This window comes from Bradyrhizobium sp. Unk1 (assembly GCF_059512345.1).
The window spans coordinates 12,759-26,812 of record NZ_JCAMOP010000023.1 but is presented as its reverse complement, the minus strand read 5'-3'; the positions used below and the strand labels follow the sequence as shown (position 1 = coordinate 26,812).

Annotated in this window: 11 protein-coding genes; 9 read left to right on the top strand and 2 right to left on the bottom strand. The window is 62.4% G+C overall.

Features of this window, described 5'->3' with window-relative positions; translation table 11 throughout:
* The first annotated feature begins 75 nt into the window (after window positions 1-75).
* The 3 genes from AC5ZFO_RS27280 to AC5ZFO_RS27270 are packed head-to-tail and all read left to right on the top strand — an operon-like array spanning window position 76 to window position 5,224.
* Complete coding sequence (locus tag AC5ZFO_RS27280; protein WP_282523600.1) at window positions 76-1,458, top strand: M20/M25/M40 family metallo-hydrolase; 1,383 nt, start codon at window positions 76-78, stop codon at window positions 1,456-1,458.
* A gap of 54 nt (window positions 1,459-1,512) precedes the next feature.
* Entirely contained in the window at window positions 1,513-3,342 is a 1,830-nt protein-coding gene (locus AC5ZFO_RS27275; protein WP_282523601.1) for an SLC13 family permease, read from the top strand.
* A 52-nt stretch (window positions 3,343-3,394) separates the two neighbouring features.
* Window positions 3,395-5,224 carry an SLC13 family permease gene (locus AC5ZFO_RS27270; protein ID WP_282523602.1) on the top strand — a complete coding sequence of 610 codons (1,830 nt, stop codon included), beginning with the start codon at window positions 3,395-3,397 and terminating at the stop codon, window positions 5,222-5,224.
* 6 nt (window positions 5,225-5,230) lie between these two features.
* On the opposite strand, the gene AC5ZFO_RS27265 is transcribed toward AC5ZFO_RS27270, so the two are convergent.
* Together AC5ZFO_RS27265 and AC5ZFO_RS27260 are read right to left on the bottom strand one after the other, a co-directional pair.
* A complete protein-coding gene (locus AC5ZFO_RS27265) occupies window positions 5,231-8,296 on the bottom strand; it encodes an efflux RND transporter permease subunit (RefSeq protein ID WP_282523603.1) in 3,066 nt (1,021 codons plus the stop codon).
* Entirely contained in the window at window positions 8,293-9,396 is a 1,104-nt protein-coding gene (locus AC5ZFO_RS27260; protein ID WP_282523621.1) for an efflux RND transporter periplasmic adaptor subunit, read from the bottom strand. Before AC5ZFO_RS27260 ends, AC5ZFO_RS27265 begins: the two co-directional genes overlap by 4 nt.
* 383 nt (window positions 9,397-9,779) lie before the next feature.
* On the opposite strand from AC5ZFO_RS27260, the gene AC5ZFO_RS27255 reads away from it, so the two are divergent.
* Genes AC5ZFO_RS27255 through AC5ZFO_RS27230 form a run of 6 tightly spaced genes read left to right on the top strand, consistent with a single transcriptional unit; the run spans window position 9,780 to window position 13,925 of the window.
* On the top strand, window positions 9,780-10,301 hold the full coding sequence (locus tag AC5ZFO_RS27255) for a Na+/H+ antiporter subunit E (RefSeq protein WP_282523604.1): 522 nt from the start codon (window positions 9,780-9,782) through the stop codon (window positions 10,299-10,301).
* Window positions 10,294-10,584 carry an MrpF/PhaF family protein gene (locus AC5ZFO_RS27250; RefSeq protein ID WP_071911305.1) on the top strand — a complete coding sequence of 97 codons (291 nt, stop codon included), beginning with the start codon at window positions 10,294-10,296 and terminating at the stop codon, window positions 10,582-10,584. The genes AC5ZFO_RS27255 and AC5ZFO_RS27250 overlap by 8 nt, the downstream gene beginning before the upstream one ends.
* The gene (locus tag AC5ZFO_RS27245) at window positions 10,581-10,874 is read left to right on the top strand and encodes a cation:proton antiporter (RefSeq protein ID WP_496122820.1); all 294 of its coding nucleotides are present in this window, start codon (window positions 10,581-10,583) and stop codon (window positions 10,872-10,874) included. Before AC5ZFO_RS27250 ends, AC5ZFO_RS27245 begins: the two co-directional genes overlap by 4 nt.
* A gap of 11 nt (window positions 10,875-10,885) precedes the next feature.
* The gene (locus AC5ZFO_RS27240) at window positions 10,886-11,815 is read left to right on the top strand and encodes an MnhB domain-containing protein (RefSeq protein WP_282523606.1); all 930 of its coding nucleotides are present in this window, start codon (window positions 10,886-10,888) and stop codon (window positions 11,813-11,815) included.
* Window positions 11,812-12,153, top strand: coding sequence for an NADH-quinone oxidoreductase subunit K (locus AC5ZFO_RS27235; RefSeq protein WP_282523607.1), 342 nt, complete (start codon window positions 11,812-11,814; stop codon window positions 12,151-12,153). The genes AC5ZFO_RS27240 and AC5ZFO_RS27235 overlap by 4 nt, the downstream gene beginning before the upstream one ends.
* Window positions 12,153-13,925 carry a complex I subunit 5 family protein gene (locus AC5ZFO_RS27230; protein WP_282523608.1) on the top strand — a complete coding sequence of 591 codons (1,773 nt, stop codon included), beginning with the start codon at window positions 12,153-12,155 and terminating at the stop codon, window positions 13,923-13,925. Before AC5ZFO_RS27235 ends, AC5ZFO_RS27230 begins: the two co-directional genes overlap by 1 nt.
* Window positions 13,926-14,054: the final 129 nt, after the last annotated feature.

The following is a 14,054-nucleotide window of genomic DNA, read 5'->3' as shown; positions in this document are numbered from 1 at the left end:
GCCTTTGCGACAACGGACGATGTGGCGATCGCGCGCGTACTGACCAACGGCTCAGACGATCCTCCGGAGGGCTCCATGACCAAGCTCGATGATGTCCTGTCCAACGTCGACGCAAATCTCGATGCGGCTCTCGAGCGTCTGTTCGCGATCCTGCGCATCAAGTCGATTTCGACCGATCCGGCTTACAAGGCCGAATGTATGGCCAATGCCGAATGGCACGTGGCCGACCTCAAGAGCATTGGCTTCGACGCCTCGGTGCGCCCGACACCGGGGCACCCGATGGTCGTGGCGCATGACCGCAACGTGCCCGGCCCCTCGGCGCTGTTCTACGGCCATTACGATGTGCAGCCGGTCGATCCTCTCGAGCTCTGGGATCGCGATCCCTTTGACCCGTCTATCCAGACGATGCCCGATGGCGCGAAGATCATCACTGGCCGCGGCTCCGCCGACGACAAAGGCCAACTCATGGCCTTTGTCGAGGCCTGCCGCGCCTGGAAGGCGGTCACCGGCAAACTGCCGATTCCGGTTTCGATCCTGCTGGAGGGCGAAGAGGAATCCGGTGGCGTGAACCTGCCGGGCTTTCTCGATGCCCATGCCGCAGAGCTGCGCGCAGATATCGGCCTGATCTGCGACACTAACATGTGGGACCATGAGACGCCGGCGATCCAGACCATGCTGCGCGGACTCTGCGGTGAAGAGGTCATCATACACGCCGCCGACCGCGACCTGCACTCGGGCTTCTATGGTTCGGCCGCGGCCAATCCGAACCGCATCCTCGCCCGCATCCTCTCTGACCTGCACGACGACAACGGACGCGTCACGCTGCGCGGCTTCTATGACGGCGTACCGGAACTTCCCAAGGCGCTGCGCGAGCAATGGGACAGCCTGAACTTCAGCGCAAAGTCCTTCCTCGGCGCCATCGGGCTTTCGATTCCCGCCGGCGAGAAGGGCCGCGACGCGCTGGAGATGGTCTGGTCGCGCCCGACCTGCGAAATCAACGGCATGGGCGGCGGCTACCAGGGGGCCGGATTCAAGACCGTGATTCCCGCCATGGCATCGGCAAAGGTGTCTTTCCGTCTGGTTTTCGATCAGGACCCCCATGCCATCCGCAAAGCCTTCCGGGAGCATGTGCATGCACGCGTCCCGGCCGATTGCCGTGTGGAATTCCTGGAGCATGGCGCGGGTCAGGCGATCCGCTTCCCGATCGAGGCGCCGGCCTTCGGCAAGGCGCGCGACGCACTGACGGCCGAATGGGGCAAGCCCGCAGTCTTCATCGGCGGTGGCGGCTCCATTCCCGTGACCCATCAGCTCAAACAATCGCTGGGCATGGACGTGGTGCTTGCGGGCTTCGGCCTCGAGGATGACCGCATCCACAGCCCGAACGAGAAGTACAATCTCAAGAGCTTCCATAAGGGCATCCGCTCCTGGGCACGTATTCTGGAAGCGCTGTCGCGGTAGAGCGGCACGGGCAAGCAGCGCTGGCTCCGGGCCAGACCGCCCTCGCGAGGTGCGATGACGCCGCATATACTCATTACCTTCGCCATCATCGCCACGATGGTGCTGCTGTTCGTCTCGAACTGGGTGCCAGTCGCGGTCGTGGCGCTAAGTGCGACACTCGTGCTTTACGCGACCGGTATTCTGGAGCTCTCCGAAGCGCTGGCAGGTTTCGGCGACACCACGATACTCTTCATTGCTTCACTCTTCGTGGTGAGTGCCAGCCTGGATTCGTCCGGCGTCACCACGTGGGCAGGCCAGGTGCTGATCCGTTACGCCGGCGAAAGCCGGACACGCCTGTTGGCGCTGTCGATGCTGCTCGTGGCCTTTCTCACGGCGCTGATCGGCTCGGGTGGCGCAGTGGCTGCCCTGCTGCCCGTGCTGGTGATCGTCTCCGTCCGGCTCAAGCGCCCGCCTGCGCAACTCATGATGCCTCTCGCCTTCGCCTCCTATTCGGGTTCGATGCTGGTACTGACCGGAAGCCTTGTGAACGTGCTGCTTTCCGACGCGGCGAGCGATGTCGGCCTCGCGCCCTTCGGCTTTTTCGAGATGACGGTGATCGGCGTACCGCTCCTGGCAGGCACCGTGGCCATCGTGATTCTTTTCGGCGATACGCTGCTACCGGTGCGCACTAGCCGGGAAATGCCGGAGGATCTGAGCCACCATTCGCGCATGCTGACCGAGCAATACAAGCTGTTTGACCAAGTGCACCAGCTCGAGATCACCGCCGCCTCGCCCTATCTCGGCACGTTGCAGGCAGTGCTGGAATCGCGGCTGGAGCGCGAGAACCACCCGGAGCTCAGCTTCATCGCTATTCGCCCTCGCCGCCAGAACAGCATCTCGTGGCAACATTCTCTCGTGGAAGGCGATCGGCTCATCATGCGCGGTGAGCAGGCAGCGATGGACGCGTTCGCGGAGCAGCATGGCCTGACGCCCTGCCAGGAGACAATCGGCAAAATGCGGGAGGCACTGTTCAACGATAGCCACGGCTTTTCCGAGGTGGTGCTGCCGCCCCGCTCTCGTCTGATCGGAGAGACCGTCTTCCCCGGCATGGTCACCGAAAGTGGCGATCTGATTATCCTGGGAGTTCAACGCGGCGGCGAGAATCTCGGACCGGGCGAAACCGTTCTTGCGGCGGGTGACACGCTGTTGCTGCAAGGCCGTTGGGAAGCGCTTGAGGAGTACGGGCGCGATCCCAACGTGCTCGTCGTTGCTGCTCCTGACATGATCCGCAGCCAGGCCAGGCCTCTGGGCACTGGCTCCATACGCGCCATTGTCATTCTCGCGGTCATGGTTACGCTGCTAGCGACGGGCGTCGTGCCAAGAGTCGTCGCTGGATTGGCGGCGGCCTGCGCGGTGATCCTGTTGCGCGTACTCAAGATCGAACGAGCCTATCGGGCGATCAACTGGAACGTGCTGATCATGATCGCTTCACTGATCCCGCTCTCGACCGCCATGTACAAGACGGGTGCAGCCTATCTCATCGCCGATACACTCGTTGCCATTGTCGGCAATGCGAGCCCGTACGCGCTGCTGGCGGGGCTGTTCTTGCTCACGGCGCTAATCGGCCAGCTGATCAGCAGCACAGCGACGACACTCATCGTCATTCCGATAGCCATTGCCTCCGCGGAAGCTGTCGGTGTCTCGCCGCGCACCGCGCTGGTGACTGTGGCGGTGGCTGCGGCCGCTTCCTTTCTTACGCCAATCGCCGCCTCAGCGAGCCTCATGGTGCAGCGCCCCGGCGGCTACCGATTTGGCGATTTCTGGAGGATGGGTCTACCGTTGCTGCTCTGGTTCTTCCTGGTAGGCACGTTTGTCGTGCCCATCTTCTGGCCATTCGCAGGATGAGCAGTTTGCGCAGGATGATTGGTTTGCGTCCTAACCGACCGGGTATTTCCGTATGAACACCAATCTTGCTTTGGTTCTTCTGCTGCTTGCGGCCGCGATCGTGATGTTCATGGCCAATCGCCCGCGCATGGATGCGGTCGCGCTGCTGATGATCGTGATCATGCCATTTACTGGGGTGATTACCATCAACGAGGCGCTGGCAGGGTTCAGCGATCCCAGCGTCGTGCTGATCGCAGGCCTCTTCGTGATCGGAGAAGGGCTGGTGCGCACCGGCGTGGCGCGTCGCCTCGGCGACTGGCTGAATGCGACTGCCGGCAGCAGCGAGACGCGCATGCTGGTGCTGCTGATGCTCGCGGTCAGCGGGCTCGGTGCATTCATGAGCTCGACCGCCGTGGTGGCCATCTTCATCCCGGTCGTGCTGCGCATCTGTCAGAACACGGGTGCCGCGCCGAGCCAGCTGATGATGCCTTTGAGCTTTGCGGCCCTGATCAGCGGCATGCTCACCCTCGTCGCGACGGCGCCGAATCTCGTGGTCAACGCCGAGCTGATCCGCCAGGGTGCGGCAGGCTTCGGCTTTTTCAGCTTCACGCCCTTTGGGCTCACATTCCTGGCGCTCGGCATTGCTTATATGTTGTTCGCTCGGCGGTTTCTGCCCGTCTCGGCCAAGCGTGTGGACGGCGAGCGCCGTCAGCCGAACTTGCTTGATTGGGTAACGCAGTATGGCCTCACCGATCGCGCCTTGCGCGTACGCGTGCTGACTGAATCGCCACTGGTCGGCAAGCGCCTGGAAGAGCTCCCGCTCCGGAACAGTGGCGTGAATTTGCTCGCCATCGAGCTTCCCGGCCGCTTCGGGTCCGAGGCGATCCGCCCGAACGCAAGGACCGAGCTCGCCGCCGGGCAGATCTTGCTGCTCGACGTCATCGCGTCCCCTGCCGAAACCAACCGGATGCTGAATGACTATATGGTCGAAAAGCTCCCTTTGGGCGATTGCGGCTATTTCACCGATCGTTCGCAGGAGATCGGCATGGTCGAAGTCATCGTCCCGGCGGAGTCCAAGCTGATTGGCCAGAGCATCTTGCAAGCGCGGGTGCGCAGCGAAATGGGATTGACGGTGCTGGGGTTGCGGCACGGTCGCGAGGTCGTGAGCCAAGGGCTGCTCGATGAGACCTTGAAGGTCGGTGACACCCTTCTGCTGACCGGCTTCTGGTCTGACATCCGCAAGCTGCAATCCGAATTCTCGGATCTTGTCGTCCTGAACCTACCGACCGAGCACAAAGACGTTCTGCCGGCCGCGAACCTCGCACCTCAGGCTCTGGCGGTGCTGGCTTTGACGGTCGGTATGATGGTGAGCGGTGTGGTGCCGAACGTGCACGCGGTTCTGATCGGCTGCTTGCTAATGGGGTTGCTGGGCTGCGTGGATTTCAACAGCGCCTATGCCTCGATCAATTGGAAGAGCCTGGTTCTTATTGTCGGCATGCTGCCCTTTTCGCTGGCACTGCAACGAACCGGTGGCGTCGATCTCGCCGCCGACGCGGTGACGCATCTTGCGGGCGAGGCATCACCGCGATTCCTGTTGGCGCTGCTCTTCGTGATCACGGCTGCCCTTGGCCTGTTCATCTCGAATACGGCGACCGCGGTGCTCATGGCGCCAGTAGCGCTCGCTGTCGCGAAGGACATCGGCGCCTCGCCGTATCCCTTCGCGATGACTATCGCCATCGCGGCCTCGGCCGCCTTCATGACGCCTGTGTCTTCGCCGGTGAACACCTTGGTGGTCGGACCGGGCAATTACGGATTCGGCGATTTCTTGAAGATTGGTGTCCCTTTTACCCTCGTCGTGATGGTAACGACCCTGGCGCTGGTGCCTTGGCTGCTCCGATTTTAGCGGCCGTCAGGCCGGGCGCGATCCCGCAGACGGCTGTTCTTTCTCGTCCCGCGCAAACCAGGCCACATACAGCGTCGGCAGGAAGACCAGCGTCAGAACGGTGGCGACCAGGAGCCCGCCCATGATCGCGAATGCCATCGGTCCCCAGAATACTGTTGGCGCGATTGGAATCATCCCGAGAACAGTCGATACGGCCGTCAACATGATCGGTCGAAAACGGGAGCTGCTGGCATCCACCGCAGCGTCCCAGGCCGTCTTGCCCAAAGCGCGTTCGGCGTCGATCTGACCGATCAGAATGACCGCGTTCTTGCTGATCATGCCGAGCAGCGCGAGCACGCCGAGAATGGCGACAAAACCCAGGGGCCTGCCGGACAGCATCAACGCTGCAACCACGCCGATAAGGCCGAGCGGCGCCACGCTGAGCACCATGAACAGTCTTGGAAAGCTCTGGAGCTGCACCATGAGGACGGTAAACATGACGAACAGCATCACCGGCACCACCGCCAGCACAGACGCCTGCGACTTCTGACTTTCCTCTACGGTGCCACCTATGACGACGCTGTACCCCGAAGGAAGGCTCTTTCTGAAGTTCTCGATCGCCATCGAGAGCGACGTAACCACGCTCTCCGGCAGTTTGTCGCCGGCAATTGCAGCCTGAACCGTCAGGGTCGGAATGCGGTCGCGCCGCCAGACGAGCGGAAACTCCTGGTCATATTCAAAGGAGGCGAACTGGCTGAGAGGAACAGTCTGCCCACCCGGCAGCGCCACCTGCAAGTTGCGCAGACCGTCCAGCGAGCCCCTCTGCTCGTTGGTCGCGCGCGCCACCACATTGACCAGATAGATATCGTCGCGAACCTGGGTAACGGGTGTGCCGGATATGACCGTATTCAGGACTGTCGCGATCGCTTGCGAACTGAGGCCGAGAAGGCGAGCCTCATTCTGGTCCACGCGAATACGCACTTGGCGATTGGGTTCCATCCAATCGAAATTCACCTGTTTGGTGTCCGGACTGGAGGCTACGATCTGTCCGACTTTGAGCGCGATTTCGCGCACCCGTTCCACGTCGGGCCCACTGACCCGATACTGCACCGGCCATCCAACCGGCGGTCCGAGCTCAAGCGGAGAAACGAACGCAATCGCGTTAGGAAACTCCTGCGCGAGTAGCTTTTCAAGCTTGGAATGCAGGCGCTCGCGTGCAGCGACATCCTTGGCGATCACCACGGCCTGCGTGAAGAAATCGTTCGGGAGCTGAACATTAAGAGGCAAATAGAAGCGGATGGCGCCGCGCCCGACATAGGTGCTCCACCGCGCCACATCGGCATCGGTCGAAAGGGCAGCATCCAGGCGCTTTGCCGCAGCCTCGCTCGCGTGGATTGACGAGTTCTGCGGCAAACTCAGGTCCACGAGCAATTCAGGACGGTCCGACGATGGAAAGAACTGTCGCGGGATGAGCGGCAGCGCAAGCACCGAACAAACGAAGAGCGCCAAGGAGATCGCGATCGTCAGCCATTTCGCGCGCATCGCGAAAGTCAGGAAACTCCGATACATGCGGAAGATCCTGCCCGGATCCGCCGTACTTGTCTGCTTCGGCGGAACAAGGATCGCTGCTCCGAGCAGTGGCGTGAAAATGACCGCAACGAACCAGGAAACCAGCAGTGCGATCGTGACCACGGCGAAGAGCGAGAACGTGTATTCACCGGCCGAACTCGCGGCAAAGCCGACCGGTATAAAGCCCGCTATCGTCACCAGCGTGCCCGCGAGCATCGCCATTGCATGGGTCCGATATGCGAAAGTTGCCGCCTCGATCTTACTGGCGCCCTCTGCGAGCCGACTGAGCGTCGCATCGGTCGTGGTCATCGCATCGTCGACCAGCAATGCGAGCGCAATGATGAGCGCGCCAAGCGATATTCGCTGCATATCGATGCTGAGAAGTCCCATGATCGGAAACACGATCGCCAGCGTGAACGGTATGGCCAGCGCGATGATCAGGCCGGGTCGTACGCCCAGGCTGATGAAACTCACCACCATGATGATGCCGATCGCCTGCATCAGCGAGACCGTGAACTCGCGGATCGCCTGGTCGACGACAACGGGCTGGTCGGCGACCAGGCTGGGCTCGATTCCAATGGGGAGATCCGCGGTGATCTGCGCCATTGCCTTTCTGATATTGGCGCCGAGCGCGAGAATGTCGCCGCCATCCCGCATGGCGATTGCAAGGCCTATTGCCGGTTTGCCATTGATCCGAAACATCGGCTGGGGCGGATCCGTGTAGCCACGTCGCACCTGCGCAATATCGCTCAGGCGAAGCATGCGGCCGCCGGCCGAAAAATTGATGTTGGCGATGTCCTGCTCCGACTGGAAGCTGCCTGATACCCGAATCGAGATGCTTTCCAAGCCGGTCTGAATCGTTCCCGCCGGACGCACGATGTTTTGCGACTGAAGCGCCGCAATAAGAGCGGACCGATCAATTCCGAGGGCCGCGAGCTCCTTCGTGGAGAACTCGACGAAGATCACTTCATCCTGTTCGCCCAGAAGCTCGATCTTTGACACGTCAGGTACGAGAAGCAGCCTTGAGCGGATGTCCTCGACCCGATCGCGCAACTCACGCTGAGTGAAGCCGTCACTGGTAAAGCCATAGATGATGCCGAATGTATCACCGAATTCGTCATTAAAACCCGGCCCGATCACGCCTGCGGGGAGTGTATGACGCATGTCTCCGATCGTCTTTCGTACGTGGTACCAGGTGTCGGCCACCTGTTTCGCATTCGCGCTCCCCTTCAGATTCACAAAGACGGTCGCGACACCGGCCCTTGTGAAGCTTCGCAGGAAGTCCAGATGCGGCGTTTCCTGTAAGTGACGTTCGAGGCGCTCAGTCACCTGCTTCATCGTCTCTTCCACGGTTGCGCCAGGCCACGCGGCCTGGACGACCATGGTCTTGATGATGAAGGCGGGATCTTCGTTGCGCCCCAACCGGAAATAGGACAGCGCCCCCCCGACCACCGCAATCATCATCATATAGACGACCAGCGAACGGTGTTTCAGAGCCCAGTCGGAAAGATTAATTCCGCTCATGGCTCGGATCCAAGAATCCGGACCTTCTGACCCGGATGTAACGCCTGAACGCCGGCGGTGACAACTATTTCGCCGATGTCGAGCCCCTGGGAAATGATGGCCTGCGCTTCGTCGAACCGCAGCACGTCCACATTGCGCACCGCGACCGTGGCGGTGGCCCGGTCGACGACCCATACGGCGGGCTGCTCGTTCATCCTGGTCAGCGCGGAAGATGGAATATCGATCATCGGCCCTGCAGTGGTACTCGCTCGCCCTATCACTGACGCACCCAACCGCATCGCGGCTGGCGGATCCGTCAGGCCGACCTTGACCTCGAAGGTTCGGGTCACCGCACTGGCCTGTGCAGCGACTTCGCGAATGCGCCCTTGCGCCGTTATCGACGGATCGTCAGCCAAGCTGACAGTAATCTCTGGATCGGTGGAGGCCGACCTGATCAATTGAGCGGGGACATCGAAGATCGCATCGCGACCGTCCTGCCGTGCGATCCTGGCGATCATCTGCCCGACCTGGACGACCTCGCCGGCGACCGGACCTGTGGCAGTTATCACACCGGGTGCATCGGCCTTGAGTTCGGTGAAACCAACGAGGTCGTGCGCAGAACTCAGTTGCGCTTCGGCCGCATCGACTTGCGATTGCGCGGTTTGCCGTGCCTGGGTTGCGGCATCATAGTTGGCGCGCGTGGTCCACCCCTGCGCCAACAGCGTCTCCTGGCGATCGAAGTGATTACGCGCCTGGGTCAATTGCCCCTGAGCGGCGGCAAGGGACGCCTGCGCCTGCCGCAACGTGCTTAGCTCATTCTGCGACTCCAATCGGGCCAGCACCTGGCCTGCTTTGACCCGGTCGCCGATCTTGGTGTCATTGGTCAACAGGCGTCCCGAGATCCGGAAGGCAACATTTACCTCGTCTTCCGCCTCGACCCGGCCGGAGAACGTCAGCGGCGTTGTGACCTTGCGTTTTTCCACAGTCGTTGTGCGTACGATCCGCGGTGGAGATGCGTCCTTGGTTTCGGTTTCCCGACCGCATCCTGCCAGCATCAGCGAGAACGCAGCTACCAGCGTCGATGTGAGGATGTTTCGAGGCGCGGATCGGCTGCCGTGCATGAACATGACCTGTTCCGTTCCGGGAGTGAGATCTTGCCGGGAGGATTGCTCAGTCCGCAGTCGCATTTTCCCCGGTACCGCCATCCGCATTTTTGTCGAAGGAGTCCGCCGTCAACATCGGTAAATCTACTCGGTGGCGCCGGATGGAATCCGTGCCCGGCCATCAGCAGATTCCTGAGGCATGATCAGGCAATCACCCGATGTCGCCGGTTCCGTCCACGACGCATGATGCAATCGTCAGGTGAAGCAGTCGCGCGGGGCAACGCCGCCGCGCGCGACAAACATCCGCCGTTTGAATTCTCGTCTGGGGCGCGCAAAAGCGCGCTTCCTCAAAACACGGCAGAGCCGGACGACACAACCCGGGAACAACCGAGGAAACCGGCATGACAGGGTCCTCAGGTGATCGATATGGGCGTGCCGTCGTCGCGGTTGGAGGATCGTGGCGAACTGCGACTTTAAGAGCCGCATTTTTCCTTTGCCTCTGGCTCGTGCTTGCCGGCGCCAATCCGGCAGATATTCCTGCCGCGGCGGCAGCAATCGCAGCAGCAACCTGGACAAGCCTGCACCTGCTGGAGCCGAGCAGATCCCGGCGGTCAATTCCCGCCATCGTCCGCCTGGCGCTGCTTTTCCTATACCAATCGGTGGTCGCCGGCGTAGACGTCGCACGCCGCGCGCTCGATCCCCGGCTGCCGCTGCGGCCGGGATTTGTGTTCTATCCGACCGGCCTCTCACGCGGGGTGCGACGTAACGTGTTCACGACACTCACCAGCCTTTTGCCTGGCACTGTGCCAACCGGGGAGGAGAACGGGCAGCTCGTCTATCACTGTCTCGACGTCGAGCAACCGGTCGTTGCCGAACTTGCCGCGGAGGAAGCGGCGTTGGTTCGGGCCCTCTACAATGACTGAATTCCTCACTGCCGCAGTCGGCTTGATCCTGGCGATGCTGGGGCTTGGGCTGGTCTCCATCTTGCGTGGCCCGACAGATGCCGACCGGATGATGGCGGCGCAACTGATCGGGACTGCCGGCATTGCCGTCTTGCTGCTGCTCGGCACCGTGACAGGCGTGCCGGCGGCCGTCGACGTGGCATTGATACTGGCACTGCTCGCCACTTTCGCATCCATCGCATTCGTCAAGAAGGGGCTCTCCCGCCTCGAAACCGATGGGGCCGATCCGGGGGAGGACAGATGAACGTCGCACGCGACATCATCACGGTTGCGGGAGTGTCGGCAGGCGTATTCTTCTTTTTCGCCGGTACCGTCGGCCTTCTTCGCTTTCCCGACACCCTGACTCGTCTACACGCGCTCAGCAAGGCCGATAACCTCGGCCTGGGTTTCGTCGTGCTCGGGCTGCTCCCCGAAACAGGAGGCCTGCGCGACGGACTGAAGCTGATCAGCATATGGATGTTCGTGCTGCTCGCGGGCGCCACCGTCTCCCAATTGATCGCGCGCACGGCACGTCAGAGCGGGTCAGGCAAATGAACATCGCAACAGTGTTCGAGATCGCGCTCGCCGCCGTGGTGCTGGGCCTCGCCATCTGGACGATCGCCGTCCCCGACACCTATTCGGCCACGGTCGGTTTTATCGCCTACGGACTGCTGGTTGCGCTGATCTGGGTCCGCCTTGACGCCGTCGATGTCGCGCTGACCGAGGCTGCAATTGGCGGAGGCCTCGGCGGCGTCTTGCTGTTGGGTGCGGCGGCCCGGCTGCGCGATACCGAGGCGATGACAACGGAAGGGCCCAGCCTGATCGTGCGCTTGAGCGCAGCCATACTGTCCGCGTCGATCGCAGCAGCGCTGGCCGTCACGATCCTACTGCTGCCCGATCCGGCGCCAACGCTCGCGCCCGCCGTCGTCGCGAATGCCGGGGCGACCGGAATGACCAACCCCGTCACCAACGTGCTCATGGCATTCCGCGGAATGGACACCATGCTCGAGAAGGTCGTGCTCCTGCTCGCCATCGTCGGTGTCTGGTCGCTTGCGTCGGACCAGGCCTGGGGCGGTCGTCCCGGACCACGCCACCAGGCTGATCCAAATGGTGTTCTCGCCTTTCTTGCGCGCCTGTTGCCACCCGCCGGCATCGTCGTCGGCATTTACATCCTGTGGACGGGCGCTGATCACCCCGGCGGAGCATTTCAGGGCGGCGCGGTTCTCGCGTCGATGTGGCTGCTGGTGATCATGGCCGGGTTGGTGGATACCCCGCCCGTGCGCAGTCGATGGCTACGGCTCATCCTGGTGGCCGGCCCCGGCCTATTCCTTGCCGTCGGCCTCGGCGGGCTCTGTTTTGGGTCGGCGTTCCTTGCCTATCCCGTTGCGTTCGCCAAGCCGCTAATTCTGAGCATTGAGGTCGCGATGCTCCTGACGATCGCGACGACGCTCGGCCTGCTGCTCGCCGGTGCACCTGAAAGGAGCGCTGAGCGATGAGCGCCGTGACGGTGTTCGGACTATGCGCCGCCGCGGCGGTCGGGCTCGGGCTCTACGGCCTGATTGCCAATCCGCAACCGCTTCGCAAGATCATCGCATTCAACCTGCTCGGCAGCGGCGTGTTTCTTATGTTCGGCATCGTCGGGCGGCGAGGCGCCGCAGCGGGCTTTGGCAACGACCCGGTGCCGCAGGCCCTGGTGATCACAGGAGTCGTGGTCGCGTTTTCCGCAACGGCTCTGGCGATCGCCTTGTTGCTGCGGCTTTTTCAGATCGCAGGCTCCACGACGCTCAACAGTCGGGCGGCGGCGAGCGCGCGCTCCGATCCGTCCGGTCACTGATGCTGCCCCCCGCCCCCGCGCTGGTGACCACCGCCGGCGGCTTCCTGCTGGTGCTGTCGATCGTCGTGCCGGTTGCGGGCGTCTTGCTGGCGTTCGTTCTCGGCGAGCGCTACGTCCGGCAGGTTGCCTCCACGGTCGTACCGGTCGGGTTGGCGATTGCTTTCGCCGTTCTCGTGCTCTTGCCGCGGAGCGACGGCCACCTCGTCTACCTACTCGGCGCCTGGCCACCACCGCTCGGCGTAGCCCTCCGCGCGGACGGATTGTCGGCGGTCATGCTCGCGACGACGGCAGTCGTGATCTGCGCGGTCGCCATTTTTGCCGCAACCGATTTTCGTCCCCAATCTGTCGAAGCGCGCGCACCTTTCGCATTCTGGATCCTGCTTCTGGCAATCTGGGGCGCGCTGAACACGATCTTCATCGCGGGAGATCTCTTCACGCTGTATGTTGCGCTGGAATTGCTGACGTTCGCCGCGGTGCCTCTGGTCTCTCTCGACGGTCGCGCGGAGACGCTTCGGGCTGCGTTGCGGTATCTGCTCTTCGCACTGCTCGGCTCGGTCCTCTACCTGATGGGCACCGCGCTGCTCTATGGTCTCTACGGCACCCTTGATATCGCGTTGTTGTCGCATCGCGTGAACGCGGACTCCGGCGTGCTCATCGCGGCAGCCTTGATGACGACCGGTCTCCTCGCAAAAACTGCACTCTTTCCGTTGCACCTCTGGCTGCCGCCCGCTCACGCCGGCGCACCGGCCGCAGCTAGCGCGATCCTGTCCGCCTTGGTCGTGAAGGGATCGTTCTTCATCCTTGTGCGGCTCTGGTTCGACGTCATGCCGGGCTTGCCCGGCTTGGCTGCCGCACAATTGCTCGCGGCGCTGGGAGCCGGAGCGATCTTGTTCGGAAGCGTTGTCGCTCTCCGGCAAGAGCGCCTCAAGCTCCTGATTGCGTATTCGACGCTGGCTCAGATCGGATATCTCTTCCTGATGTTTCCTCTTGCGTTCGGCGCATCCGGGAAGCTCGAAAGTGACCAGGCCCTGGCGGGCGGCCTGTTGCAGGCAGTTTCCCATGCGACTGCCAAGGCGGCGATGTTCATGGCCGTCGGATCAATCTACGCCGGGCTCGGCCACGATCGCATCACCGGGCTGTGCGGTGTCGCGCGCGCCCTGCCCTTGAGCGTCCTGGCATTCGCAATTGGCGGCATCGCCTTGATGGGTGTTCAACCGAGCGGCGCGTCATTCGCGAAGGAACTATTGCTCCAGGAGACCGCGAGGACCGGACAATGGTGGTGGGCCATAGTGCTCCAGGCGGGCGGAATGTTCACGACCGCCTATGTCGTGCTGGTCCTGTCCCATGCGCTCGCGCCATCGGACCAGCCGATTGTTCTCGTCGGCCCAGCCCCGCTCAGCCGCGACCTCGCGGCACTTGTCTTGGCCCTCTGTTCTTTGTTCCTTGGCTTGCTGCCCTGGGATTCGTATTTACCGGCCCCGTCTGATGCGGCATCCAAGCTGTTCGGCATCGACGCGCTATCCAAATTGCTCCTGCCGGTGCTGGGAGGGGCGGCGCTCGCGATCCTGCTCAGCCCGTGGCCACACCCGCTCGGCTCATCCGCAGCCTGGAAAGCGCTCATGAGAGTGGTCGGTCCGCTCCGGCGCGGCTGTCTTAGATTCGGCAGCCTTATCGAAAGAGGCGACGAAGTTCTCCGTCAATGGTCCGCCGCGGGCATCTCCCTGCTCCTGGTGTCGCTGCTGCTTGCCGCGTCGATGCTCGCAGCAAATTGAAGACTCAGAACAGCCGGATCGCGCAGATCGGGCCGAGGGATTCCCCTGCTCTAATGATCCGGAACATTCTCTCCCGCGCCCAAGGGTTTTCTCGGATGTCGAGCTTGCAATTCGCCGTTTAGTCTCCGC